The 24,860-nt window shown below is 68.2% G+C and carries 22 protein-coding genes and 4 pseudogenes; 9 read left to right on the forward strand and 17 right to left on the reverse strand.

Features of this window, described 5'->3' with window-relative positions; genetic code table 11:
- Window positions 1–316: 316 nt before the first annotated feature.
- The 3 genes and pseudogenes from VFV67_RS28980 to VFV67_RS36905 all read left to right on the forward strand — a co-directional run bounded on the left by VFV67_RS28980 (window position 317) and on the right by VFV67_RS36905 (window position 1,111).
- Window positions 317–655 carry a hypothetical protein gene (locus tag VFV67_RS28980; RefSeq protein ID WP_326473852.1) on the forward strand — a complete coding sequence of 113 codons (339 nt, stop codon included), beginning with the start codon at window positions 317–319 and terminating at the stop codon, window positions 653–655.
- 33 nt (window positions 656–688) lie between these two features.
- A pseudogene (locus VFV67_RS36900) lies at window positions 689–976 on the forward strand (LGFP repeat-containing protein); the annotation flags it as partial.
- Window positions 974–1,111 carry a hypothetical protein gene (locus VFV67_RS36905; RefSeq protein ID WP_414636369.1) on the forward strand — a complete coding sequence of 46 codons (138 nt, stop codon included), beginning with the start codon at window positions 974–976 and terminating at the stop codon, window positions 1,109–1,111. The pseudogene VFV67_RS36900 and the gene VFV67_RS36905, both read left to right, overlap by 3 nt.
- Before the next feature lie 119 nt (window positions 1,112–1,230).
- Here VFV67_RS36905 and VFV67_RS28985 read toward each other — a convergent pair.
- The 10 genes and pseudogenes from VFV67_RS28985 to VFV67_RS29030 all read right to left on the reverse strand — a co-directional run.
- A pseudogene (locus VFV67_RS28985) lies at window positions 1,231–1,696 on the reverse strand (vitamin B12 dependent-methionine synthase activation domain-containing protein); the annotation flags it as partial.
- Window positions 1,697–1,829: 133 nt separating this feature from the next.
- A complete protein-coding gene (locus tag VFV67_RS28990) occupies window positions 1,830–1,964 on the reverse strand; it encodes a hypothetical protein (protein WP_326473853.1) in 135 nt (44 codons plus the stop codon).
- A gap of 2 nt (window positions 1,965–1,966) precedes the next feature.
- The gene (locus VFV67_RS28995) at window positions 1,967–2,242 is read right to left on the reverse strand and encodes a hypothetical protein (RefSeq protein ID WP_326473854.1); all 276 of its coding nucleotides are present in this window, start codon (window positions 2,240–2,242) and stop codon (window positions 1,967–1,969) included.
- A 224-nt stretch (window positions 2,243–2,466) separates the two neighbouring features.
- Window positions 2,467–2,766, reverse strand: a complete 300-nt coding sequence (locus VFV67_RS29000; protein WP_326473901.1) for an IS3 family transposase — start codon at window positions 2,764–2,766, stop codon at window positions 2,467–2,469.
- 43 nt (window positions 2,767–2,809) lie between these two features.
- Window positions 2,810–3,307, reverse strand: a pseudogene (locus VFV67_RS36910) (IS3 family transposase); the annotation flags it as partial.
- An 82-nt stretch (window positions 3,308–3,389) separates the two neighbouring features.
- Window positions 3,390–3,629 (reverse strand): annotated as a pseudogene (locus VFV67_RS29010) (transposase); the annotation flags it as partial.
- Between the two features lie 974 nt (window positions 3,630–4,603).
- Window positions 4,604–7,213 carry a lanthionine synthetase LanC family protein gene (locus VFV67_RS29015; RefSeq protein WP_326473856.1) on the reverse strand — a complete coding sequence of 870 codons (2,610 nt, stop codon included), beginning with the start codon at window positions 7,211–7,213 and terminating at the stop codon, window positions 4,604–4,606.
- Between the two features lie 56 nt (window positions 7,214–7,269).
- Window positions 7,270–7,446 carry a hypothetical protein gene (locus VFV67_RS29020; protein ID WP_326473857.1) on the reverse strand — a complete coding sequence of 59 codons (177 nt, stop codon included), beginning with the start codon at window positions 7,444–7,446 and terminating at the stop codon, window positions 7,270–7,272.
- 124 nt (window positions 7,447–7,570) lie between these two features.
- Window positions 7,571–8,305 carry a class I SAM-dependent methyltransferase gene (locus VFV67_RS29025; RefSeq protein WP_326473858.1) on the reverse strand — a complete coding sequence of 245 codons (735 nt, stop codon included), beginning with the start codon at window positions 8,303–8,305 and terminating at the stop codon, window positions 7,571–7,573.
- 1,451 nt (window positions 8,306–9,756) lie between these two features.
- On the reverse strand, window positions 9,757–10,461 hold the full coding sequence (locus tag VFV67_RS29030; protein WP_326473859.1) for a TetR/AcrR family transcriptional regulator: 705 nt from the start codon (window positions 10,459–10,461) through the stop codon (window positions 9,757–9,759).
- Window positions 10,462–10,559: 98 nt separating this feature from the next.
- On the opposite strand from VFV67_RS29030, the gene VFV67_RS29035 reads away from it, so the two are divergent.
- The 3 genes from VFV67_RS29035 (at window position 10,560) to VFV67_RS29045 (ending at window position 15,195) form a co-directional block, all read left to right on the forward strand.
- Window positions 10,560–11,255 carry a DUF4386 domain-containing protein gene (locus VFV67_RS29035; RefSeq protein ID WP_326473860.1) on the forward strand — a complete coding sequence of 232 codons (696 nt, stop codon included), beginning with the start codon at window positions 10,560–10,562 and terminating at the stop codon, window positions 11,253–11,255.
- 180 nt (window positions 11,256–11,435) lie between these two features.
- Window positions 11,436–11,624 (forward strand): hypothetical protein, encoded by a 189-nt coding sequence (locus VFV67_RS29040; RefSeq protein ID WP_326473861.1) that lies wholly within the window; start codon window positions 11,436–11,438, stop codon window positions 11,622–11,624.
- A 331-nt stretch (window positions 11,625–11,955) separates the two neighbouring features.
- Window positions 11,956–15,195 (forward strand): BTAD domain-containing putative transcriptional regulator, encoded by a 3,240-nt coding sequence (locus VFV67_RS29045; protein WP_326473862.1) that lies wholly within the window; start codon window positions 11,956–11,958, stop codon window positions 15,193–15,195.
- Here VFV67_RS29045 and VFV67_RS29050 read toward each other — a convergent pair.
- The 4 genes from VFV67_RS29050 to VFV67_RS29065 form a co-directional block, all read right to left on the reverse strand.
- On the reverse strand, window positions 15,192–15,641 hold the full coding sequence (locus VFV67_RS29050) for a hypothetical protein (RefSeq protein WP_326473863.1): 450 nt from the start codon (window positions 15,639–15,641) through the stop codon (window positions 15,192–15,194). The two genes, VFV67_RS29045 and VFV67_RS29050, sit on opposite strands and share 4 nt — an antisense overlap.
- A 43-nt stretch (window positions 15,642–15,684) precedes the next feature.
- The gene (locus VFV67_RS29055) at window positions 15,685–17,001 is read right to left on the reverse strand and encodes an MFS transporter (protein ID WP_326473864.1); all 1,317 of its coding nucleotides are present in this window, start codon (window positions 16,999–17,001) and stop codon (window positions 15,685–15,687) included.
- A gap of 127 nt (window positions 17,002–17,128) precedes the next feature.
- Entirely contained in the window at window positions 17,129–17,440 is a 312-nt protein-coding gene (locus tag VFV67_RS29060) for a hypothetical protein (RefSeq protein ID WP_326473865.1), read from the reverse strand.
- Window positions 17,441–17,498: 58 nt separating this feature from the next.
- Window positions 17,499–18,440 (reverse strand): LysR family transcriptional regulator, encoded by a 942-nt coding sequence (locus VFV67_RS29065; protein WP_326473866.1) that lies wholly within the window; start codon window positions 18,438–18,440, stop codon window positions 17,499–17,501.
- A gap of 131 nt (window positions 18,441–18,571) precedes the next feature.
- Between VFV67_RS29065 and VFV67_RS29070 the strand changes: the two genes are divergently transcribed.
- Genes VFV67_RS29070 through VFV67_RS29080 form a run of 3 tightly spaced genes read left to right on the forward strand, consistent with a single transcriptional unit; the run spans window position 18,572 to window position 21,325 of the window.
- Window positions 18,572–19,432, forward strand: a complete 861-nt coding sequence (locus VFV67_RS29070) for an alpha/beta fold hydrolase (RefSeq protein WP_326473867.1) — start codon at window positions 18,572–18,574, stop codon at window positions 19,430–19,432.
- Window positions 19,429–20,253 carry an LLM class flavin-dependent oxidoreductase gene (locus VFV67_RS29075; protein ID WP_326473868.1) on the forward strand — a complete coding sequence of 275 codons (825 nt, stop codon included), beginning with the start codon at window positions 19,429–19,431 and terminating at the stop codon, window positions 20,251–20,253. Before VFV67_RS29070 ends, VFV67_RS29075 begins: the two co-directional genes overlap by 4 nt.
- Window positions 20,243–21,325: a class I SAM-dependent methyltransferase gene (locus VFV67_RS29080; RefSeq protein WP_326473869.1), complete on the forward strand. Its 1,083-nt coding sequence runs from the start codon at window positions 20,243–20,245 to the stop codon at window positions 21,323–21,325. The genes VFV67_RS29075 and VFV67_RS29080 overlap by 11 nt, the downstream gene beginning before the upstream one ends.
- A 135-nt stretch (window positions 21,326–21,460) precedes the next feature.
- On the opposite strand, the gene VFV67_RS29085 is transcribed toward VFV67_RS29080, so the two are convergent.
- The 3 genes from VFV67_RS29085 to VFV67_RS29095 form a co-directional block, all read right to left on the reverse strand.
- Window positions 21,461–22,642 carry a cytochrome P450 gene (locus VFV67_RS29085; protein WP_326473870.1) on the reverse strand — a complete coding sequence of 394 codons (1,182 nt, stop codon included), beginning with the start codon at window positions 22,640–22,642 and terminating at the stop codon, window positions 21,461–21,463.
- 65 nt (window positions 22,643–22,707) lie between these two features.
- On the reverse strand, window positions 22,708–23,919 hold the full coding sequence (locus VFV67_RS29090) for a GAF domain-containing SpoIIE family protein phosphatase (RefSeq protein WP_326473871.1): 1,212 nt from the start codon (window positions 23,917–23,919) through the stop codon (window positions 22,708–22,710).
- Window positions 23,920–23,987: 68 nt separating this feature from the next.
- Window positions 23,988–24,350 (reverse strand): anti-sigma factor antagonist, encoded by a 363-nt coding sequence (locus VFV67_RS29095; RefSeq protein WP_326473872.1) that lies wholly within the window; start codon window positions 24,348–24,350, stop codon window positions 23,988–23,990.
- Window positions 24,351–24,860 lie beyond the last annotated feature (510 nt).

Here is a 24,860-nt window from a genome sequence, read left to right on the forward strand (position 1 = left end):
GGAGGCGCGTTACACTGAATTCTCTGGTGCTGATAGATCTTTCCTTCAATGAGAGGAAACCCACGTCAGGTCACGTCAAGATATTGCCGGTCTGTGGACTTGCCAGTTCGACCTTGTAGTACAGGGTAGCCGCACCGTCCGACCGGTTGGTAAAGGGTTGTGATGCGGTCACGTCTGGCTGCGCGGCTGCCCCGTCGTCTGCTTGTTGTCGGCGTCGCGGTGATGTTCGTGGTAGGTCTGGTAGTCCGCGCGCCAATGGCCGAGGCGGCGACGAAAGCCATATGGACGTATTTCTCATGGCAGAAAGGTGAAGCCGATGACAGATTTCTTGGAAACGGTGAAGAAGATGGCCGAGACGATAAAGATGTCGGTGGAGGATGACATCACTTCTGCGGATTCGACGAGTGTTTCGTCGCGCCGTCGCGAAGTGGTTGAATCGTCGGTTGGGCGATGGAATCCAATTAGGGGAGCGAAGCGAATGTCGAACAAAGTACTTTTTGGCAAGGGCGCTATGCGACGCTGGCTGCGTGGGTCGATCGCCGCCTTGGCATTGGCCGGTAGTATGGTGACAGTGCCAGCCATCGCGCATGCAGGGCCCGGTAGCGTCCACTGTGGCGTGTTTGTGTATGGCTTTATTGAGGACAAATACTTGTAGCTTGGTGCCGAGTGGGGAACGCTCGGTTGTCCCGCTAACGTCGAGGCAGACGCCACCGGCGGTGGCCGTTGGGAAGCGTTTCATGGCGGTGTGATCTACTGGCATCCTGCCACGCAGGCCCACGTCGTGGGGGGAGCAATCCTTCAGAAGTGGGACCAGTACTGGCGAGAGCAAGGCTTCGGCTACCCCTTGACGGACGAGACTTCCACCCCGGACCAAATCGGCCGGTACAACCACTTCCAACGCGCCTCGATCTACTGGACTCTCCAAACCGGCGCGCACCCGGTATACGGCACGATCCGCGACACCTGGGCTGCCATGGGCTGGGAGCGTAGCTGCCTCGGGTACCCATTGACCGATGAGGCCGACACGCCTGGCGGAGGGGGCCGGTATCAGGTATTCCAACACGGATCAATGTACTGGACCCTTGCCGGCGGGGCCCATGCAACCTGCTGACGTGCTACCGCCAACCATGCTCGCCGCCTGCACCCCACGGCTGTGATCGCCAGTCTCAGAACCAGGGGGACCAACTAGTTTGTAATCCAAACCTGTTGCTGTCAAGCGCACGGGAAAGGTCAGGTGTTGAAATACGTGGCTTCGGGGCGGTGCAGGACGATGGCGTCGGTGGACTGTTCGGGGTGGAATTGGTGATCCTCGGAGAGGGTCACGCCGATGCGGCCGGGGAGAGCAGGTCGGCGATCCTGGCGCGGTCTTCGCGGTCTTCGAGGTTGGGCAGTCGCCGTAGCCCAGTGCGAAGCGGGGCGCCGCGGTAGCTGAGGTCGAGGAAACATTCGACGTCGTCGGAGACTTCGTCGGCCATGGTCGCACCGGAGGGGAGGCACAGTTCTTCGCGGACGCGCCGGTGCGAGTACTCGGCGCGGGCTTCGGTGAGTTGCACCCGAGGCCGTGGACTTCGAGATAGTCGCGGTAGGCGTTGGCCTCGAGGAGTTCGTGGGCGTAGTCGGCGATGGGTTGGCTCATGGTGACGATGGTGAACGCGACCACGTCAGTCTCCCCCGACTCGCGTGGCCGGAAGAAGTCGGTGGTCTCCGCCCCGGCCGTTGCGACGACCACCGGCTGCTCATCGATTACCCGGCACCCGTGATCGAGGTCGTGGCCGCTTCGGCCTGTGCGATGGGAAAACGGTACGCAGCAAGCACATCGCAGCCGATGGCTAGTGGTGGCGGGCGAGTTCGACGGCCGAGATCAGCAGCACGCCGGCCAGGATCGGAATGAGCACCCGGTCGGACAACACGCCCACCAGCAGCCCACACAGCGTGGCGCCGGTGATCGAGCCGGCGACCATCACCACTACGAACCGGACGTTCGCACGGCGAAACTGCTGTCCCGGCTGTAGCGAGCGAAGGCAACCAGAATGGTCGGCAACGACACCAGCAACGACGCGCTGCCCGCGGTCTTGATGTCGATGCCGTAGAGCGGCACGATCGTCGGGATCAGCAACTCGCCGCCGGCCACCCCCATGACCGCCGCGACCACGCCGATGCCGAACCCCGCCACCACACCTGCGACCGCCTGCACCACGGCGGGCAGGATCAGCGTGCCCAGCGAGGTGAGATGGGTGACCACCAGCGCCGCGGCATGCCCACCAACAGCCCGGCGAGCACTCGGTTCAGCACGACCGCGCGCATCCGCACCGCCCAGGACGCACCCGCCCACGCCCCAGCAGGCACCCCGCCAGCAGATTCATCGCCACCAGCCCGTGGCCGGCCAGCTGCGCCCCGATACGCCCACAACAGCGCCGGCAACGCGGTCAGGACAACAATGAGCTTCCCCGGTTCCCGGAGGGGTTGTTACCTGGCGCCGGTTGGCGCAGGTTCTACGGTAGTTGGCTCGGGTTGATCACGGTGGGCTGTGCGCCAGGTGTGTTCGTACTTGTCGGGTGAGCGCCAGTCGAGGTGTTTCTGGATGCGGTGTGGGTTGTACCAGCCGTCGATGTAACTGAAGATCGCGTTCTCGGCTTCGTCGCGGGTGCGCCAGGCGTGGCGGTAGACCAGCTCGATCTTCAGGGTGGAGAAGAAGTTCTCCATCAACGCGTTGTCGTAGGAGTCGCCGACTGAGCCCATGGAGGGCAGGATTCCGTTGTCTGCCAGCCGTTGCGAGAACCGGAACGAGGTGTAGGTCCCAGCCGCGGTCGCTGTGGTGGATCAGCTGCCCGGCCCGCACATCGCGCGACCAGATGGCGTACTCCAGGGCACCGAGCACCAGGTCGGTGTCGCAGCGGTCGCTGGTCTTCCACCCGACGATCCGGTTGGAGAACGCGTCGCGCACCGCCGCCAGCCAGAACGCGCCCGCACCCGTCGGGATGCGAGTAGCGTCGGCCACCCAGAGCCGATCGGGCTGGTCCGCGGTGAACTGCCGGTTGACCCGATCCGGCGCCGGCGTGGCGGTCGGGTCCTGCCGGGTGGACGGGATCCGCCAGCGTTTGCGCAGGAACGCGCCCTGCAAGCCCTCCTCGTGCATCAGCCGTTCCACCCGCTTGCGTCCCACCCGCCGGCCCTGCCGAAGCAGGGTGGCGTGCACCCGCGGCGCTCCGTAGGTGCCGCCGCAGCGCTCGTGAAGGGCGCGGATCTCGGCGAGCAGTTGCTCGTCCTCGCCGCGGCGCCGGCCGGCTGGGCGGCCTGGGCCACCCAGCCGTAGTAGGTCGACGCCGCCACGCTGAGCACCCGGAGAACCGGCTCGACCCCGAAGCGGCCCCGCAGCTGGTCAACCAGCCTCATGACCGTCGCCGGGTCGGGTCGAGCTCCGACGCGAAAATAGGCACTCGCGCCTTCAGGATCTCGTTGGCCCGCTTGAGTTCGGCGTTCTCCTTACGCAGCCGCCGCAACTCCTCCAGCTCCGAAGTGGACGGACGGTCATCCCGCTCGCCGCGATCGGCCTCGTCCTGGCGGATCCAGTTGCGCAACGCCTCCGGATGCACTCCCAACTGCTCGGCCAGCCGGCGGATCACCGGCTTGGGGTCCGACTCCCGCTACAGCCGTACAGCCCGCAACTCGTCGGGGTACTTCTTCGGTGCGGCCACAAAGACTCCTCTCCTGGCCCATCAGACCATGATCGAAAGTCTCCGAGAAAGCGGGGGAAGCTCAAGGCGTGTGCGGTGAGATCCTGTGGTTCTGCCACCAAGCACCCACGGAGGCATACAACCAGCCGACCCGGGTATGGGGCTACGACGCCGATGGGCAGCCCGTCGAGCTGGTATGCGAGTGGCTCATCGCCGGACGCAGCCTTGTCTGACACACCGGGGGACATCCCGGTACCGGTGTCAGCTCCTCGGCTGCCGCCTCCAGCCGTGTGGCCAGGACCAGGAACTGCGGTAGCGCGGCGGCGTGGAACCCGAGCAGGTTCAACTCGCCCGGCCACCAGCCGTAACGCTCGTATTGCCCGTCGCGGCCACCAGGTGCCGAGAAGCCGCTCCAAGCCACCGATGGCCTGCCCGAGAGCTTGGATGCCGGCCGCACTGAACCGGCCGCGGACCACGCGCTGGCGAAGGGCATCGCAACTGGGTCCGTCAGCATCCATCGACGCAGGATGGCAGGCAGAGACCCAATTGGTCATCTCGGTATCCCCCTGAACGTCAACGAGGGCGATCGAACAGTTCGACGTTGACAGTTCTTGAAGGGCTGCTGCGGCGCGCCGGGAGTCGCCGCGAGGACTCAACAGCAACCCCGACCGAGGCAGGGCCAGTTCATTACCCCGAGTGAAGCCCGCTCAGCAGTGGGCGCGCGGTTCCTGAACATACCGAACGTTCCAAAGGTCGGCTTGGAGGAATGGTGCGCTGCGCTGTCGATCTCGCTTCAGGTCTTGGGTGCCGTGGCAGTGGTGTGGGTCGTGGGGCGAGGTTGAGGCAGATGTAGTCGGCGATGGTGCGCATGGTCTTGGCCGGGTGCGTGGGTCGTCGGTGTGGGCGAGGACATCGACGGCATGGGGGACTCAGAACGGGGCGGTCGCGCTGTCGCTGGGGGTGAGGTCACGGAAACGGGTGAGGAAGGCGAGTACGCCGGCGGCTCCGCTGGCCCACGACATGCTGCCCGGCCGGCCCAGGTTCCGGGCCGGTGGGGTCGGGGGTGCGTCGGCGTGGAGGAGCAACATCTGCGTAGTGGCGGATTCGGCGGCGGCGAGGAACCGGTCGTCGTGTGGGACGAGGTCGCAGAACAGCTCGCCGATGCCCGCCACGCCACAGCACTGACCGGGCGTGGTGAGGTAGGGCAGCCACCGCAGGCAGCCGTCTCCACAGGCCACGGCCAGGTCGATCAGCGACCTGTCGCCCAGTTGTCGGCCCGCGGCGAGCATCACCCGACCCATTCCGGCCATACCGCGGCACCATGACGTGCACAGCGGGACGGCGTTCGGTTTTCCTGACGCCTCGACGATATGCGTCACCCCGTCAGTGAGCGTCGCCAACCGGGTCGTGAGCAGCCGCCGCGAATCGTCGGACGGAGCCAGGCGGCACAGCTGCCGGAAGAACTCAACCACTCCGGCCTGGCCGTGGGCGACGCCGATGGTGGTGTCGAGCCCAGGGATCGGCACGTCCTCCGTCGGAAAGAACGAGACCGCGTCGTCGTGCGTGTCGAGCAACTCGAGGCACTGCCGGACCTTCTCATCGTGCTCCGGACGCGGATCCAGCTCGTTCAACAGCAGGTGACCCAGCCCGACACCGGCGGCGCCGACGATGATGTCGTCGCCTTCCGGTGTCTCCTCGGGTTCTCCGAACAGCAACTCCGCCGGCAGGGGCGTCGCTTCCACGCTCGCGGCGATGGCACGTCGTAGGAAGAGCTCCACACCGGTGCTGCCGACATACAGCGCCGGCCGCATCTTCACCTGCCGAGCGGTGCGCGAGGTGAACGAGGCGAGGCGTGCCACGGTGGTGGCCACGCCGGGGCGGTCGAGGTGCGGCAACAGCGACAGACCGATACCCGCGGCGCCGCGGTAGACGTTCGCGTCCGGCTCGCGTGACTCGTCGAGAACCTCGTTGGTGCGGGACACGAGTTCGGTGAGTACGCGGTCGACCAGTGTGCCGGTGTCCGGTCCGTGGCGGTGGACGGCAGGGCTATGGCGCCGCAGCCGTCGGGGATCAGCGGGGACGCGCCCGTCGGCAAGAGCGGTGAACGCGGTCACCATCGTGTCGGGGTGGCCGGAAAGCAGGTCGGCCACCAGAGCCATCACCGGTGGCAACTGGTCCCGGTAAATCTGGTCGATCATCCGCAGCGCCATCACCCGCGAGGCGTCCGGATCGTCGTCGACGACGATCGGCTCGGCACCGGTCGCGGCGGCGAAAAGTGTCATACCGAGCGCATGGAAGTCATCACCTGGCTCGGCGGGCTCCTCGTTAGTCTGCCGCTCCGTGGCATACCCCTTGGTACCGCCCCGGATCACCACATCGTGGTGGTTGCAGTGGCCGAAGTCGATGTAGGTGACCTCGTCGCCGGTCATGCTGACGACGATGTTCTTGGGGCTCAAGTCACGTACCAGGTACCCACGGGCGTGTATCTCCCGCAGCGTCCGGGCGAGCGGGTGAGCGAGCGCGTCGAGGCTACGGGAATCGGCGAGTGCGGGAGGGTAGGTACTTGGGTCCGGGTTCTCCAGGGGTACGTAGCGCCCCTTACGCGCGACGTTCTCCGACAGGTTGAACTTCCCGTTGAAGGAGGTGACGAGGTACTCGTCGGTACCGTGCCGGAAGTGGTCACGGAACCGCGCCACCCGAGGGACGTCGTGCAGCGCGCTCAGGACGAAGCGTTCGTTGCGCAGCCGGATTCGCGCGTCATCGCCGTAGGGTGACTCCGCGACGTACGCCCGCGCCTCCTTCACCACGACGGTCTCGTCGGTACGGACATCGGTTGCGGCGTATACGTTGCCCCGCCCCGACGCCAGCAACCCGTTGAACAGCTCATAGTGGTTCCCGAGCAGGGTCGGCTGATCCGTTTCGACGGCCGGGGCATCGGCACCGTTCGTGGCCGGTCGGAACGGGTCGTCGGCCCAGGGTGGCTGCTGGTAGGTGGTCGTGGCCAGACCCTCGAAAGTGTCGCCGCTGGGACCGACCATGACCGTTTTCAGGTCCCCGGCGGTACTCGCCACGACCGTACTTCGGAACGGTCCGTACCGGTAATACACCGGAGCATCCGGCGCCACCTGGCGATCGCTCAGCACTCGCGGCCCCAACCGGCCGCGGAGCAGCTCCGCGAGCCTGGCGCCGAGCTGTGTCACCCGGTCCTGGTCCGGGTAGACCGTGACCGCCTTGCCGACGCTTGGCGGCGATGATCCGCCGTCATTGAGCTCGCTGAGCACTCTCATCGAGCGGGCCAGCTTGAAGGTGCAACCCTCAGTGAGCAGGAACGGCACCAGCACAGTCACGAGGTCGAAGTAGTCCGCGAGTCGTGACGAGATATGGAACTTCCAGCCATGCTCCGGCAAAGAGTCGAGAGGATTCGTCACGTGGATCCAGGTCGCGTTGTGTCGGATCTGGTTTCGGCCGTCGGCCGAAACCAGATCCGACACAGTGGCCGCGATGCTAGGAACCGGCGTCTTGACATTACCCGCTGTCATTCCCATTGCACCTTCATGGAAGCCGTATCCATCGCCACCGAGGCCGGTTCACCTGATCAGATCTCGTCGTCGGCCGCGGGAATGGCGGACCGTCCGGTCGTGTTGCACGCCAAATCGCAGGTTTGATGGCAGGCGGCGATTTCGTGCAGGTTGATACCTTCCAAAAACTCGACGTTGACGCCGCTAGGCGCGGCGCCGGCGTCGCGGGGAGCCAACTCAAGCAGTGCCGTCATGGCGATCCTTTCTATCGGAACTGAATAATTTCCGCCGCTCGGAAACCCCCAGGGCTCCGACCGATCATCACTGTGGCATCAGGCTGACGAATACTCTAAGGGCTTCTCCTCTCCTCGCCCGAGGCTAAGCGGCTCGATAGACTGAAATGGCGCTGGTGGATTCCTTGCTTAATGGCTGTCGAGTCCAATCGGCGTAACGCTCGGCGAGGTCGAAACCGCAGTCGGCGAACATCGCGTCGAGATCGTCGAGTTCCCAGAAATGGAACTCGCCTGGTATCAACTGGGTGCCCGAGTTGGTGATTCGTACGTCCTGAACCTCAACCAGGCGCTTTTCGGGTGACACTCGGGTAATCTGCAGCTCCACGAACCCGGCGTCCATGCGCAGTGGTTGGATTCTGAAGCAGGGTGAAGTGAAGAAGTCTGCCGTTGGTACGGCCGCCTGGACGATGAATGGGGCGCCGGGAACCACGCATTGCCGGACATGCGTCACCGCGCGCCGTTGGGCGGCGTGGTCGCCGAGCATAGGTAGGGTGTTGAGGACGCAGTAAGCGCCCGTCAGCGAGATATCGGGTAGTGACTTCGTCACGTCGCAGACCATGCGGTCGACCGAGGAGTCCGCGCGTTCTGCCAGAATTTCGAGCATAGCGGACGACACATCGATGCCAAGCACGCGTGCCGACGTCGCGGCGGCGAGGGGCACGGCGATCCGACCAGTGCCAACACCGATTTCGGCCACCAAGCCATCTGGCAGACGTTCGGCCAGGAATTTTACCTCGTCCGCCGTGTCGAAATCTCCAATACGGGAGTCGTACCACGGGGCAATGCCCTCGCCCCACATCTCGCTGGAGAATTCCTGCATGTGCCGACCTTCTCCGCCTAGCTGGGATCGTTCGAGACGGACCGTTTCTGCCGGACGCTTGCCTGGTCACGCCCATCGCCGGAAGATCACCGTTGCCAGCGTGGTCGACGAACGACGCCCCCAGGTGCCGACGTAACCAGGAAGTCCCGACCGCCACGACGCACCGCTCTCGCCAGGCAAACCGGAAAACCCCCATAACCGCATGATGCCCAATGCGAGCCGCGGTGGCAAGACTTCCGGGATGATCGGTGATGCGCCGGGACACGGCGAGGCGCATGAGAACGATCACCGCCGCGGTTCTGTACCGACGACGCCGCAGTCACGATCACGCACGCCGAAGATCCACATTGTTCCACAGCGACTGCCATTCACCGACACGCAGGCGGACGCCGTGATCGACGTCCTGTCCGCACCGTGCTCACCACGTCATGCGACGGTCGGACACTCCCGAGCACCCGGCCCGGCAACCTCACCTGAGGTCGTCAGCCGGGTGCGCCCAACCTCCCGAACTGAGCGGCGGTGCCGGCGGGGATCTCGATGATGGTGGACTCGTGCAGCTCACGGCGAGCGTGGAATTGTGCATGGGCCGACATGTGCTCACGACCAAGTCCCTTGTCGAATCTGCTGAGATGGTGTTGTTGTGTCCCCGGCGATGGCTTGGCCTGGAGCGGCCTGACACCTGAACTCGACGCTGCTCGCGCTGCACGGCGCTGGCATACGAATGGATGGTGACGCTTTAGTATCAGATTCAAACGGGGAGTAAAGGTCATGATGTGATCTCGTGCGCGGTTGGAGATCTCTGGGCCGCTGATGCCGTACCCGGCAGGTTCATCGAATGGTTGGGGCACAAGGGTTATGTGCCGACGACGGTGCGGACACATCAGCGACGCGTGATCCACCTGAGCCGGTGGATGCAGATCACAGGAATCGACACCGCCGAGTTCGGTCCGGCAACCGTGGACGCGTCCATCTCGGCCAGAGCACGGCTGGGCGGTTCGCGGATTGGAAGGCCGGATCGGTGGGCGGCGCTGCTCCAGTATTTGCGGTCGATCGGTGTGATGTTGGCCGACCCGCCGGCCCCGGTGGTGACCGCCGCTGACGCGCTGCTGACCCGGTACGCCGAGTACGAGGCGACCGAGCGGGGCCTCGTTACTCGGTCGATCGAGCGGAATGTCCGCGCGCTCCGACCATTTGTGGAATGCCGGATGCGTGATGGCCAGCGCGGGCTGGAGCTGCCGACCGCCGCCGAGGTGACCGCGTTTGTGGTCGAGGAGGCGCGCAGGGTTGCCGGCCCCCGGCGCATCTGGGGCCTGCGCTGTGGTCTCTGTTGCGGTGTCGCAGCGCTGCGGTTCGAGGACATCGATTGGCGCCGCGGTGACTGGTCGTCACGGGTAAGGGTTGGCGTTGTGAGTAGCCCTGTGTCGAGCCGCGGCGCACCGGCTGCGCCTTGGCTAGCTCTGGGCGTCGGCGGTGCGGCGGAGGCGTTCGAGTCCGTCGAGGAGCAGGTCGAGGGTGAACTCGAACTCGACCTGGCTGTCGCACCATCCCAGTGTGGGATCGGCGCTGTCGTGCATCTCGGTGGCCATCATGGCCGCGAGGTGCGGCATCTGCTGGGCAAGCGCGACGAGTTCGGCCTCCGAGACGCTGTCGGCCGGCCCGCCGTCGGCCGGTGCCGGGCTGAAGATCTCCTGCACGAACCCGAGCGGCAGGCTGCCGAACGCGTGCAGCGAACGGTGCGCGAGCCGGTAGGAGAACCCGGCGCCGACCATGGTGCCCAGGATGCCTTCGTAGAGGGCGAACACGCCTGGCGGAATCGTCCGGCGCGTGCTGAGCAGCCCAGGCATCCACGGATGGCGCAGCATGACCTGGCGCGCCGCGAGGAACTGCCGCCGGATCCGCGCGCGCCAGTCGTCGTCGCCGTTCGTCGGGAGGCGGGCGGTCGCGGCGTCGATCTCGGCGAGCACCGTCTCGACGACGCCGTCGAGCAGGGCTTCCTTGGCGGGCAGGTGGTAGTAGAGCGACATCGCCTCGACCCCGAGGTTGGCCGCGAGGCGGCGCATCGTGAGCGCCTGGATCCCGTCGGAGTCGGCCAGGGCGACGGCCGCCGCCAACACGCGCTCGCGGCTGAGCGGCGTTCGGGATGCCTTGGCTGTCACGGGTCTCCTCACTCTTGCCAGTACCGCACATCGTAAGTAATCTTACGGCGTAAGGTGCCTTACGGCGTAAGGCCGTTCCGGCCCTCGAAGGAGCCACGATGCACCCGCTTGTCCGCACCGCCCGCACGACAGGCCTGCTCTACCTCGGCCTGGCCATCGCCGGCGGCCTCGGTTTCCTGCTCATCCGGTCGCAACTCTTCGCCGCCGACGACCCCGCCGCGACGCTCGCCAACCTGGTCGAGCACGAGACGCTCGCCCGCGCCGGCGTCGCGTTCGAACTGCTCGTGGTCGTCACGATGGCGCTCGCCGCCGGGTGGTTCTACCGGCTGTTCCGCACCGCGGATTCGTTCGCCGCCGCCGGCATCGCAGCGTTCGGCCTCGTCAACGCGGTCGCGATCCTCACCAGCGCGGCGATGCTCGCCACCGCGCTCGAGGTCGCGCTGAAGCCGATGGGCGACGCGGCCGCCACCGTCCAACTGCTCTACCTGCTCAGCGCGAACCTGTGGGAAGTCGGCGCGCTGTTCTTCGGCCTGTGGCTGATCCCGATGGGCTGGTGCGTGCTCCGCTCCGGGTGGATGCCGCGCGCGCTCGGCTGGGTGCTCATCGCCGGCGGCATCACCTACCCGCTCAGCGCGTTCGTGCACTACCTCGTCCCTGGCGCGCAGGGCGTTGCCGACGCGCTCACCCTGCCCGCGACCGTGGGCGAGATCTGGATGGTCGGCTACCTGCTCGTGCGCGGCGTGGGCGTCCGCGCCCGCGAGGAAACGCCGACGGCTACGCCGGCTGCGGTCTGACGGGGACAGGATGCCGGGTTCGAAGTGGGCGGCTCACGACCGTCCCCTCAGGGCAGCCGGCGCCGACCGGCGAAACCGAGATCAGTGCGGTGCTACCACGCCAACTCGGTCTGGTGCTGGTTGTTGTGGTGAAGTGGCGTCGATCAGGGAGCTGAGATCGGTCCGGAGCAGACGCTCACGGTGGGCGGCCGGCCGGCCGTGCAGTATGTGATCACCGGCACGAGCGAGGGCATCAACGCCGTGTCCTGGCAAACCATGGTGGAGGGCGAGCACAGCTACTTCCAGGTGGTCGGCTGGACCGTCCCGTCCCGGCGCGCGGAGGCGGAGGCGACCATCCTCGAGGTGATCAACACCTGCCGTGTGCTCTGACCCGATGGGCCGAGTCCTTGGGGACCAGAAGGTGTGCCAGCCGCTGGTGCCCGGTTAGGTGCTGGCCAGTCGTTGGGGGGGGGCCCGGCCGGCAGTGGTGGGCTGGGCGCGATTGCAACGCGGCCCGAAGGACAACCACCGTCCCAGTCGGACAGTACAACGAACATTGTCCGGGCTTGCATGTGCCACAGCTTGGTAGCGGGGGGTTGGCGGGTAGTTCCACCGGAGATCGCTGGTTCACGAAGGCCGGTGCGGGGGTGCCGGGAACTCGGTGACCGGTGTGGTTGGGGTATCTGGATCGGTGGTGTCTGCTCTTGTCATTGTGGACCCGATGATGGCGAGTGGGCTGGCCGACGAGTCACGCCCGTTCGGCTTGGTGTCCACTGCGGGGCCGTCCGCCGGCGCTCCGTTTCTGGCGGGATCGGCGGGGTTGCCGCGTCCGCTCGATGTCGAGGTGCCGCGTCTGCGGCTCGTTCAGCGCCTGGCGCAACGCTGGGACCGGCCGATCACTCTGGTCGTCGCCGGACCGGGATTCGGTAAGACGACGGTGCTCGCCCAGGCGGTGCGGGCGCATCTGGCCGCGCCTCGCGGGATCGATGTCTGGCTGAGTTGCGAGGCGGCGTATGAGGATCCGGTCCGTTTCGCGCAGGCGCTGCTCGATGCGATGTCCGCCGGACGCGGCCACGAGCAGTCTCCAACGCCCTGCCGGCGAGCCGATCCCGGGGCGCGCGAGGTCATCGACACCGTGATCCGCTGGGCCCCCCTTGAGGTGTGTCTGCTGCTGGACGACGTGCACGAGATTCCGGTGGGCTCGCCGGGAGCGGCGCTGCTTCGCGACATCGCGGCGGCGCTGCCAGCGACCGCGCATCTGGTGCTGTCCGGGCGGGTTGAGCCTCCGTTGCCGTTGGCGCGCCGGGAGGCGGCGGGCGAGGTGGTCCGGGTCAGCCCTGCCGACCTCGCCTTCACCGACGTCGAGGTGGCGGCGTTGGCTCGTCGGCTCGGGCGGGACGCGTCGGCGGCAGCGGCGCTGCAGGGCTGGCCGGCCCTGGTACGACTCGCGTTCGCGGCCGGGTCTTCGGCGCCGTGGCGATACGCCCGGGAGGAGATCCTCGGCCGGTTGCCCGGTCCACAGTGCCGGGCCCTCGCCGCGCTGGCCGCGCTCGGTAGCGCCACCACCGGCGAGGTCGCGGCGGTCACCGGTGGGCCGGTCGCACTCGACGATCTGGTCCGGCGGATCCCGCTCGTCGACGTCCTGGCCGACGGCCGGTACCGCGCGCACGATCTGTGGACGGACGCGGTGTCGCGGGCGATGACGGTTCAGGAGACGCATTTGCTGCGCCGACGTGCCGTGATCACACTGATGGCGCGGGGCGATCTGGCCCGCGCCGGTCGCCTTGCCTGCCAGTCGCGGAACTGGGACCTGCTCGCCGATCTCGCCGTCGAACTCGTCCACACCACGCTGTCGGCGCTGCCCCGCAGCATCGCCGAGCGGTGGCTCGCGGCCGTCCCCCCGTCGATGGCGGATGAGCCGGCGTTCGTGCTGCTCGCGGCAGCGGTGACGCACGCGGGCGACTTCACCGATCCGAGCATCGACCCCATGCTCGACCAAGCCTGGCAAGGCATGCTCGACCGCGACGACGAGGCGGGCGCCACCGCCGTCCTCGGCCAGGCGACGATCACCGCGCACTCGCGGGCCGATCTCGCTCGGCTCGCCGCGCTGGCCGGGTGGTCCGACCGGCTCGACGCCCCGTTCTCCCCCGTGCTCAGGCTGTTGCGGCACAACGTCGCCGCGATGCACGCCGAGGTCCTCGGCGACCCGGAGGGCGCGCTTGTCCATCTCGTCCAGGCGCCCGTGCTCGGGGTGCCCGCGGCCCTGGCGTTGTCCACCTGGCGATTTCACTACCACTGCCTGAACATGTGTGGGCGTTGCGGGGCGGCGGCGGAGTTGGCCGACCGGACTCTGGCGGACGCCAGCGACGCGCTGGTTGCGCTGTCCGGCGCCGTGGCGCGCTGGTTCGACGGTGATCCCTCCGATCTGGGTCGGCTCCGCGGTTCGGGACGCGCCGCGGCAGCGGCCTGGCGCCGGCAGCCGAACGTCGACCCGGTCCCGGCGACGGCGCGGGACGCATTCGTGGCAATGGCGCTGGCGGCGGTGATCGCGTCCTGCTGCGGCGAGGTTTCCGTGGCGCCGGAACTGCCCTGCGGCAACCCGACCGACAAGGCCAATCCCCGAGACGCCATCCTGGCCTGCGCCGCGCAGGCGGCGATCGCGGTGGCCCGCGGTGACGAATGCACCGCACGCGAGGCCTACGCCCGCCAGCTGACCGGCTGGCCCATCGAGAATCGGTTCACCGAACGGCATCTGCGGCGCTTCCTGGCCCTCGGGTACGTCGTCAACGAGCGGCTGCGCGTGCACTGGGACGGCGTTGATCTCGGCCCGTCACATCTCTCGGCCCGGGCAGCCGCACGCGCCCTGCTCCGGGCGAGGGCGGGTGACCTGACCGCCGCCGGCCGGCTGCCTCCCGCACACGCGCTGTGTTTCCTGCCGCTGCCGTGGTCGGTGGAGCTGGCGGCACGACTCGCCGCCGATGATCATCCGGCCGGGCTCGAGCTGGGCCGCTGGTTGGCCGACACGATCGGGCCGGCGGTTCACCGGCAGTTCCGGGCGACGTCGCAGGCCGCCGAGGAAGCCCTGGCAACAGGCGCGACCCGGCTGCTCGCCGCCCTTCCCGCCCCGCCGACGCACCGGATCCGCATCGAGGTCATGGGCACGATGCGGCTGACGCGAGACGGTGTCCCGGTCGACGCGCCGCAACTGAGACGGTTGCGGGTGCGACAGTTGCTGAGCGCGCTGGCACTGGATCCGGTTGTGGTGCGCGACAAGGCGATCGAACTGCTCTGGCCAGGACTGGCCCCGGCCAGTGCGGCCCGGAACCTGCGCGTCACGTTGACCTATCTTCGCCAGCTGCTGGAACCCGACCGGTCCGGCGGCGACGCGAGCTTTCACCTGCGCACCAACGGGGACACGATCCGGCTCATTCCCTCGGGGTCGCTGTCGGTGGACCTGTGGACCTACAACCAGTTGGCAGAGCGCATCGACCAGGCCCGGGCCGACGGTGACAACGACCGGGCAGCGGACCTACTCGGCGAGGCGATCGCGTTGTGGCGCGGCGATCTCCTGCCCGACCTGCGTGACCTGTGCGACCCGGACGTAGCGATCGAGGTCGATCGGGTGCGGGCTCGGCATGTCCGCGACCTGCTGGCCCTCGGTGAGCTCCGCCTCGTCGCCGGGGACACCGCGGAGGCCGCCCGGCTGGCCACCCGTGCCCTGTCGGTGGAGCCCTACGACTCCCGCGGCCACCGGCTGGTTCTCGCCGCCGCGCTCAGAGGCCGCAAACCGGCGCACATCGCCGCGGCGCGCGACCGGGTCCTGGCAGCGCTTCGGCAGCTCGCCGCCGCACCCGATCCCGCCACCGCGATCCTGCTCCGCCAGACGCTGCCACCGCCCCCAGACCGAGCAGTCCGGTCTGGGGGCGGGGCGGGGCGAGCGGCCCGAGCCCGTTGCGATTAGCAGCTGTTCACGGTCTCCGTGGCCACACAGAGGTCCGCGCCTGCTCCGCCGTCGCCGCGGTCGCCCTCGACGTGCGGTCCACCATCGAAGAAGTCCATTCCGTTACCGCCACGCCAATCGTCGTCATCGTCCCCGCCGAAGCCACGGTCGTTGCCGGGACCGCCGGTGATGTCGTCCTGCCCATCAAGTCCACAGATGACGTCGTCCTCCTGGAGGCCGTGGATCACGTCGTTGCCGTTGGTTCCGAGGATCACGTCGGGATCCACCGTGCCGAAGGTGACCATGTTGGGCGCGGGGACGACGATCGTCGGCGCCAACCCGTCACAGGACAGCAGTGCGGCCGTGGGCGGGACCGGGGCGGCGGTGGCGACACCGCCGGCTGCCAGCAAGCTGGCGGCGAACAGCGCCGCGCCGGTGAACACGGCAAGGCGAGTGCGTAGATACATGATGGACTCTCTCTGTCTATGCGGTGGTGCCTCGTGGCAACCGTTATCCAGAGTCCGCATCCGGCGCTGCCGGAACGTTAGCCGGGCGCCGCCAGTGCCCACCGAACAGGAACACGGCCGGGACGAACAGCAGCAGGCACACCAGCGAGATCGACAGCCAGGTGCGCCAACTGGTGGCCGCCACGACCGGCGGTACCGTCAGCAGCACGAGTACCGCCATGGTTCTGCTGGCGAAGCCGAAGATTCCCCATGCGGTGCCCTGCAGCCGCGGGTCCACGTTCTCCGCATCCTCGGAGAAGTTGGCCATCCACGGCCCGAACGCCACCGCAAGGGCGGCGCCGAGCAGCGCACCGGTGAGCATCAGCTGACCGGCAGGCACCGACGGCCGTCCCATGAGGACCGCGAGGTAGCCGGCCACGAGCACGGCGGCGAGCGTGCCACCGAGCGCGAACGGCTTGCGCAACTGCAGCCGGTCGGAGACGCGACCGACCGCGATCAGCACGACGAGGTCGAACACCCAGAACGCGGCCATGATCGCCGACGCTCGGGCGGTGCTCACCCCGAAGCTGTCGACGAGCATCGCCGGCCCGTACAACGCCAGCGTGAGATAGGGCACCAGCCACAACGAGATCCCGATCGTGTGCGCCCACACCCGGGGCCGGGTAAGCAGATCACGCCCGCGCGCCCGGCCCGTCGCCTTCGCCGCCGGCACCACCCGCCGCTCGGTTTGCCGGATCCGTTCCCGCAGTTGTGGCGACAGGTCGACGATGTTGAGGGCGATCACAACGGACAGGACCAGCGAGATCCCGGCCATGATGACGAACTGCGATCGCCACGAGTCGTGGAAGATCGGCAACGTCCAGGCGGCCAGCCCGGCGGCGAGCAGCGATGCCCCCACCGGCCCCCAGGTCCAGAATCCGAACGCCTGAGCCCGCCCCTGCCGAGGAGAGAAATCCCGGACCAGCGGGGCGGTGCTCGCCAACGCCATACCGTCGACGAACGCCAGCACCACCCGGGCGATCAGCAGATCGCGCGGGGAGTGCACCAACGTCATGGCCAGACAGCACAACGCGGTGAGCAGCATCAGCGGGACCAGCAGCCGCACCCGGCCGAGGTGGTCGGTGAGCCGTCCACCGATCGCGGCGGCCACCGCACCCGAGACCGCGGCAACGGCCGAAACCGCGCCGTAGGTTGTCAGGTCCATGTCGAGGTCGTCGAGCAGCAGCGGGACGACCGGCGCGATCTGAGCCTCGTACGACCCGACCAGAACGGCCAGCACCGCCATGGCCAGAATCCACAACCGGCGCATACCCTCGGGGTACTCGTCGAGTTCCCGGACGTAGGACCAGGATCGCCTCATCGGAGGCCTCCGACCTGTGCGGCGGTGTCCCAGGCGGCGCCGTGCACACCGCCCGCTACACCAACCCTAGGCCGCATTCGTGGGGCCGGTCCGTTCCGACCGGCCCCACGAGCGACGAACACGGGCGCTACGACACCGTGAAGAACACCTCGTAATGCGTACCGGCGGTCTTGAACTGCATCGAAGCCGGGTTGCCGGTTTCCTTGACGGGGAACGCGGCACCGATCTGCAAGGACTTGCCGTTGCTCACCTCGTCCAGGGTCACCGAGGTGGTGCCCTTGAACACGCGGGTCACATTCACGGACCGAACCTGGTCCTGGTTGGTGTTCATGACTTCGTTCCACACGATGGCACTGTCGATCTTGAGTACCGGCTCGTCGTCGCCAATGACGTCGTGCTTCCGGTGGCACCTGATCGAATTCAGTTTCAGCGTAGCCATTGCCTGTTTCTCCTTGTCGTTGACAGGAGAACCGTGTCAGGGCGGCGTTAACCGAGCGCTAGCTACCCCGCCCGGCCCGCCGAAGCCCGGTCACGCAACCCTTTGGTGGGTGGTCGGCGATCTCGGCTGCGATCTCGATGGCGATCTCGATGGCTCGCGTGGCGAGTGGAGACTGGGTGCGTCCGGCGCGCCAGTGCAGGTAGATCTCCCGTGCTGGCAGGGGCGGTCGCAGTTCGTGGATGCGGAGCCGTTGGTCGGATTGGACGTTGGCGCCCCGGATCGCGAGCCAGGGCAGCACCGCCGATCCCATGCCGGCTCGCACCATGGACAGGAGGGTGTCGTTGATCGCGCTACGAAACACGATGCGCGGACGGGCACCGCTGTGCGTGAGTGCCTGCTCCATCAAGGGTTGGTCGCAGGTCAGTGGCCAGGCCACCATCGGTGCGCGGTCGAGTTGCTCGAGCCGGACCGGGCCGTCGGGGAAGGCGCCGTCGCCGGCCACCAGGAGGTACGGGTCGTCGAGCAGCTTGACGTGCTCGACGTCGTCTTCGATCCGGCCGTCGTAGAACAGCAGGTCGAGATCACCGATCTGTGGCTGCTCCGGCTCCTCCTCGGAAAACCTGATGTCGCAGGCGGGGTGCTCGTCTCGCAGCCGGCGTACGACGGCCGGCAGGATCACGTTGGACACGCTCTGGAATGTGCCGATGTCGATCCGGCCGTCGCCCGCGTTGAACCGGTCGACCGCGTCGGCCAATCGCCCTGCTTTCGCCAGCAGATCGCGACCGTGGTCCAGGACCACGGTGCCGAGCGGTGTGATCCGTACTGGTTTGGGCCCACCCGGCCGATCGAACACCGGGCCGCCGACGGCTCGCTCCAACGCGGCGATCTGCTGGCTCACTGTCGATTGGGCGTAACCGAGCCGGGCGGCCGCCCGGCCGAACGAGCCCTCGTCGGCGACGGCCGCCATCGCGGCGAGGTGGCGCAGTTCGACGTCGGTCACGAGTCCCAGCGTAAACCGTCATTGCGAACTTCGATCGAATCGATCGGAAACTATCGCTTTTCACGATGAAGTCTTCGGCTTAGCGTGAGAGGGCCAGCCAGTTCACCGAAGACGTCCGAAAGAGGGCCGACATGACCGCGCCGACCACGCACGGCGAGCAGCTCCTCGAGATCAACGGCGTCGAGCTGTGTGTCGAGACCTTCGGAGACCGAGCGGACCCGCCGATCCTGCTCGTCGCCGGGGGATCCGCGTCGATGTTGTGGTGGGACGCCGAGCTGTGCGAACGGATCGCGGCGCGCGGCCGGTACGTCGTCCGCTACGACCATCGCGACACCGGACGGTCGACCAGCTATCCACCGGGCGAGCCGGGGTACTCCTACACCGACCTGGCTCTCGACATGCTCGGCATCCAGGATGCCCTCGGCATCGAGCGGGCACACCTGGTCTGTCAGTCGATGTTCGGTGGGATCGGCCTGATCGCGGGTGTGGACCATCCCGATCGGGTCGCGTCGCTGACGTTCGTCTCCAGCTCCACGGACGGGCCCGGCCTTCCGCCACCGACGGACCAGCTCGCCGAGGGTCCACCGGCCGATCCCGACCCAGCCGATTCGGCCTCGGTCGTGGAATACGTGATCGGCTCGGCAAGGGCGTACGCGGGCGGCTCGCCGTACTTCGACGAGGCCGCGACCCGGGCGCTGGTCGAGCGGGACGTCGCGCGGGCACGGGACTACGCGTCGACTCTGGTCAATCACTACGCCATCGAGGCCGATCGGCCGACCCGAGGCGGCTTCGGCGGAATCGCGGCGCCGACGCTGGTGGTCCACGGTGAGGCCGACCCGTTCCTGCCGCTGCCGCACGGCGAGGCGTTGCGGGACGCGATCCCCGGCGCGGAGCTGTTGGTCCTGGCGGGAGCCGGACACGACCTGCCGAGGCCGGTGTGGGATGCCTTCGTGCCGGCCCTGATCCGGCACACGGGACGAGGTCGCGCATGAGCCGGCTGCGGTCGGCACTGTGGCTGCCGCTCTTCGACGATCTCGCCGATCCGAGGGTGGTGGCGCGGCTGGCCGCCGAGGCGGAGGCGGCCGGGTGGGACGGCTGCTTCGTGTGGGATCAGCTGTGCTGGCGGGCGCCGGTCCGGCAGGTCGCCGACCCGTGGATCGTGTTGGCGGCGATGGCCACCGCGACCGAACGGCTGCGGCTGGGCCCGATGGTGTCGCCGCTGCCCCGTCGCCGGCCGGCCAAGGTCGCTCGGGAGACCGCGACACTGGATCGGCTCAGCGGCGGTCGGCTCATCCTCGGCGTCGGCATCGGCAGCGACCGGTTCGGCGCCGAGCTGTCCAAGACCGGTGAGCAGCTCGACGATCGGCGGCGCGGCCAGATGCTCGACGAGTCCCTGGAGATCCTGGCCGCCGCCTGGTCCGGCGAGCCGGTGCACCACCACGGCGAGCACTACACCGTCGACGCCATCGAGTTCCTGCCGCGCCCGGTACCTCGGTCCGGGGTGCCGGTGTGGGCCGCCGGATTCCCCGGCAACGTCAAGCCGATCCGCCGGGCCGCCCGGCTGGACGGTTTCTTCCCGGCCAATCTCGAGCAACCGGACCAGCTCGCCGAGGTCGTCGCCACCCTCACCGAGCTCCGATCGAGTGTGACCGGACCGTACGACATCGCCGTCGGCCTGCCCTTCGACGCCGACCCCGCACCGTTCGCCGCCGCCGGTGCGACCTGGTGGCTGCCGGAGTTCGAGCCCGGCGTGCCGCTGGACACGGTGCGCGGCGTACTGCGCGACGGCCCGGCGAGTCCGGGTGGTGATTGAGTTGTTCGACTACGACGCTGAGCTGAGTCGCTACAACGTGCGGCTGCGAGCGGTCGCCGGCGTCGGGCCCGCCGATCGGGTGCTCGACATCGGCTGCGGTACCGGGCAGACCACCCGGGACGCCGCCAGATCCGCGCCATCGGGAAGCGCACTCGGCGTGGACGTGTCCCGCCCGATGGTGGACCGCGCCCGGGCGCTTGGCGCGGAGGAAGGAATCCGAAACGTCAGCTTCGAGCGGGCCGATGCCCAGGTCCACCCGTTCGCCCCGGAGGGCTTTACCTTGGGGCTCAGCCGGTTCGGCACGATGTTCTTCACCGACCCGGTCGCCGCGTTCACCAACATCGGGCGGGCATTGCGGCCGGGGGCGCGGCTGGTGCAGCTGGTGTGGCAGGCCTACCACCGCCAGGAGTGGTCCACTGCGATCCGACAGGCACTGGCCGCTGACCGGATGGCGCCGGCTGGGCATGGCCACGGCGCCTTCTCGCTGGCGGATCCGACCGTCACGGCCGGCGTCCTGACCGCCGCCGGCTTCACCGCGGTCGAGATCACCGAGGTACGCGAGCCGATCTACTACGGCCCAGCCGCGGCCGACGCCCGCGACGCCCTGTTCGAACTGCGGATGGTCCAGGAGCTGGTCGCCGGCCTGGACGCCGCGGCGACGGCTCGTGCGCTCGACCGGCTGCTGGTCATGCTCGACGCCCACGACACCGGCGCAGGCGTATGGTTCGACTCCAGTGCCTGGCTGGTCACCGCCCGTCGCGGGCCGGCAGGGAAGGCTTCGGTCGGGTCATGCCTGCCGCATGCCGGGAATCGATTGACGCTGGGTCGAGGCGGCCACCCAGTGGCCGATGTCGAAAAGCGCGGCGATGATCACCCAGAACCATCCCCACCCGGTGAGGCCCAACCCCGGCACGTACAGCAGCACGTAGATCAACGTCGTGAACGGGAAGAACACGATTCCGAGCAGCGGCCAGATCCAGGTGTCGAAGGCCGCGTTGACCAGCGCCGGCCGGGCGACCCAGACGATGAACAGGCCGAGCCGCGGGAAGATCCCACCGATGATCGCGAGTAGACAGCCCATGGTCGTTCCCTTCTGCGGTCGGGGCGTTCGCCGGACCGGGGCTCCACGATCACACGGCCGGCCGAGCGCGGCCTCACTCGTGCCGGGTGACCACCGCAGGCCCCTCGGCGGATGCGAAGACGACGCTTACCAGGTGACGGGCAGGGCGGTGAGAGACCGGGTGGGGGTGCCGGTGTGCCAGCGGAGGTGGGTCTCGTCGACGGCGAGGGACAGGTGGGGGAAGCGGTTGAACAAGGTGGTGAACGCGATGCGGAGTTCGAGGCGGGCGAGTTGGGCGCCGAGGCAGAAGTGGGTGCCGTGGCCGAACCCGAGGTGCTGGTGGGAATTGGCTCGGGTGATGTCGAGCCGGTGCGGGTCGGTGAACACGGCGGGGTCGCGGTTGGCCGCCGGATTCACCACGACCACGGCGTCGCCGGTCTTGATGGCCGCGCCGGCGAGGTCGGTGTCGCGCAGGGCGATCGTGGCCTGCATGGGGACGGTCAGCCGGACGTAGCGCAGGAGTTCCTCGACGGCTCGTTCGATCAGTTCGGGTCGGTTGCGGAGCAGGGTGAGCTGGTCGGGGTGTCGAAACAGCGCCAGCAAGGAGTTGGCCAGCTGGTTGGCGGTGGTTTCGTGTCCGGCGATCAGCAGGAGTTGCAGGTTGGCCAGCAGCTCGTTCTCGCTCAGGGCGTCCTGCTCGTCGGCCTGGTGGACCAGCTCGGTGATCAGGTCATGACCGGGTTCGGCGCGGCGGGCCGTGGCCAGGGTGCCCAGGTATTCCCGGGTCTGTCCGATGGCGTCGGTGATCTCGGCGACGGTGAACCCGGCGGTGGCGAGAACTCGCTTGGCCCAGGCGCGGATCTTGTCGCGGTCGTCGTAGGGCACGCCGAGCAGTTCGCAGAGGACCACGATCGGCAGTGGCTCGGCGAAGAGGGTGACCAGGTCGGCCGGCGGGCCGTTGGCGGCCACGGCATCGAGCAACTCCTCGCAGAGTTGGTGGATCCGCGGCACGAGGCGGTCCACCATGCGGGGGCTGAACGCGCGCGCCATCGCCCGACGAATCCGGGTGTGTCGCGGGGGATCGATACTGAGCAGCAGATCGGGATCGACCGCGGCCCGCAGCAGTACCGGCGCACCCGGCCGGAGCGCCTCCGCGCGGCTGAACGTGGAATCAGTGAACACCCGCCGGGCCGCCTCGTGGCTTAGCACCAGCCAAACCTGGGTCCCATCGGGCAGCTGTGCGCGTACCACCGGCGCCGTGCCGAGCAGCTTCGCGGCCACCACGTCGCCGTCGTCACTCGGTGCGAGCACATAGGGAAACGCCTGCATCCGAACACCTATACGCCTCGTCCCACACGGCAGACACCGCCGATCGGGTCGGGGTCGACCAGGCCTTAGTCGGGGGTGCGGCGCGCGACGAGTAGGGCGATGTCGTCATTGGCGGGTTGGGCGCCGACCAGTGTGGACATGACGTGGGCGCAGACGGCGGCGGGAGAGTCCGGAACGACCGTGTCGCGCAGGAGCGCCAGTCCGTCGTCAAGGAGGTGGCCGCGCCGTTCGACCAGGCCGTCGGTGTAGAAGGCGAGCACCGCACCGGGCGGCAGATCGACGGTGACGCAGCCGCGGTGGCCGGTGGCAAGGCCGAAGCCGATGGGTGGGTCGGGCGCGGCGTCGAGCAGGCGGGTTGGCTGGTTCGGTGCGGCCAGGACCGGTGCTGGATGGCCGGCAAGGGACAGCCGCATCCGGTTGTGCGTGGCGTCGATGACGGCGTAGCCGACGGTGGCCATGGCGCCCTGCTCGAAGTGGCTGGCCTTGCGGTCCAGCCGGCACATGACCTCGCCGGGGTCGTCGTGGTCCAGCGCGTAGGCGCGCAGTGCGCTGCGTAGCCGGCCCATCACGATTCCGGCGGCCAGGCCGTGGCCGGCGACATCGCCGATCGCGATGCCGATCCGCTCGCCGGGCAGCTCGAACACGTCGTACCAGTCGCCGCCGACCGTGGTGTCCGAGCCGGGAACGTACCGGGCGGCGAACTCCAGGCCGGGCGGGCTGGGTAGGTGCGCCGGCAGCAGGCTGCGCTGCAACGCGGTCAGGGCGGCCCGCTCGGCGGTGGCCACCCGCACGTGCGCGGCGAGCGCGAGCCGGTCGCCCACCAGCTGCAGCAACGCGACATCGTCCTCGGTGAACCGGTGCTGGGTGAAGGAGCCGACATGCAACACCCCGACCAGCTCGCCATGCACCAGCATCGGTACACCAAGCATCGTCTGGATGCCCTTGAGCCACAGCAACGGGTTGACCACTGTGGACTTGTCCACGCGATCGAGAATGACCGGCTCCCGGCAGGCGGCCACGTGTCCGGCGAACCCGACCCCCACCGGGATGTGCACGCCCTGCCACACTTCCTCTTCCAGCCCTGTCGCCGCGGTCGCGATCAGCTCGTCACTCCCGTGGTCGTAGAGCAGGACCGCGGCGGTGTCGACCTGGAGCAGGCCGGGCACCTGCGTGACCAACGCCGCGATGACCTTGTCCAGGTCCAAGCGGGCCAGGGCGGAGTCGGTCACCGCCTCGAGCACCCTGAGCCGACCTTCAGCGGCAGCAGAGGTAGGCATCTCACCAGCCTAAACGCTCCGGCCCCCCGCCATGCCGGTGCCCTCCGACCCGCTGCTTGCCTGGCCGCCTACAACGTGGCCGCCTCGACCACGTTCACACACAGCACCAACACCTGGTCGAGCCCGGTGACCTCGATCGAACGGCGGACGATGGGGTTGACGCCGACCACGATCCGCAGTTGGCAGGACTGCTGGTCGGCTTTGGCGGCGGCGTTCGCCAGGACGGCCAAACCCGGTGAACCGAAGAAGGCCACGTCGGTCAAGTCGACGACCACGCACCCGCCGGTCATCCGGTCAAGCGTCTCGTCCAGGGCTTGCTGGAGATTCGGCGCCGTCTTCACGTCGACCTCGTCCGTGACCCGGACCACCAGGACATCATCCACCCCGGGCCCGAGGGTGCGGCCCTTCAGTTCGCTCATCTCCACGGTCATGGTGGCGCCCTGCCTGCAGTACGACCAACGTCAACAAGAGGCCTACCCGTAACCTCAGCGAGGCAAACGCCGACTAGGTCTGCCAGGCGGGGGCCGTCGTCGACGCAGCGAGCAGGGTCGGCCGGGAAGAGGGATTGTGGGCAATGCCCGACTGGTCGGCCGTCGTGCGGCAAGAACGCGGCGACCCGTCCTTGATGGGCCATGGTGCCGGGCTTTCCTCGTAAATCAGGGGCCCGAAAGGCGATACGTTGCTTATCCCGAAGTGCAGGTTGAACGATGACCGCGCGGTCCAAGGACGTCCTGTCGTCACGGACAGGAGATGCCGGCACGCGAGCCGCGTGCGGGAAATCAGCGCCGAAAGCGGCAGCATGGTGAATCACCTTTCAATAGGTGCCTCGGCGAGGATGACCCCGGTCGCGTCGGGGTCATCCTCGGTTCGACGCAGTGCCGTGCGAGGGCGTCCAGGGACCGGATGAGGTTGGTTCCGGAGTCCGGCGGTGGGAATCGAGG

Source organism: Actinophytocola sp. (genome assembly GCF_035762905.1).
Classification (GTDB): Bacteria; Actinomycetota; Actinomycetes; order Mycobacteriales; family Pseudonocardiaceae; genus DASYTH01.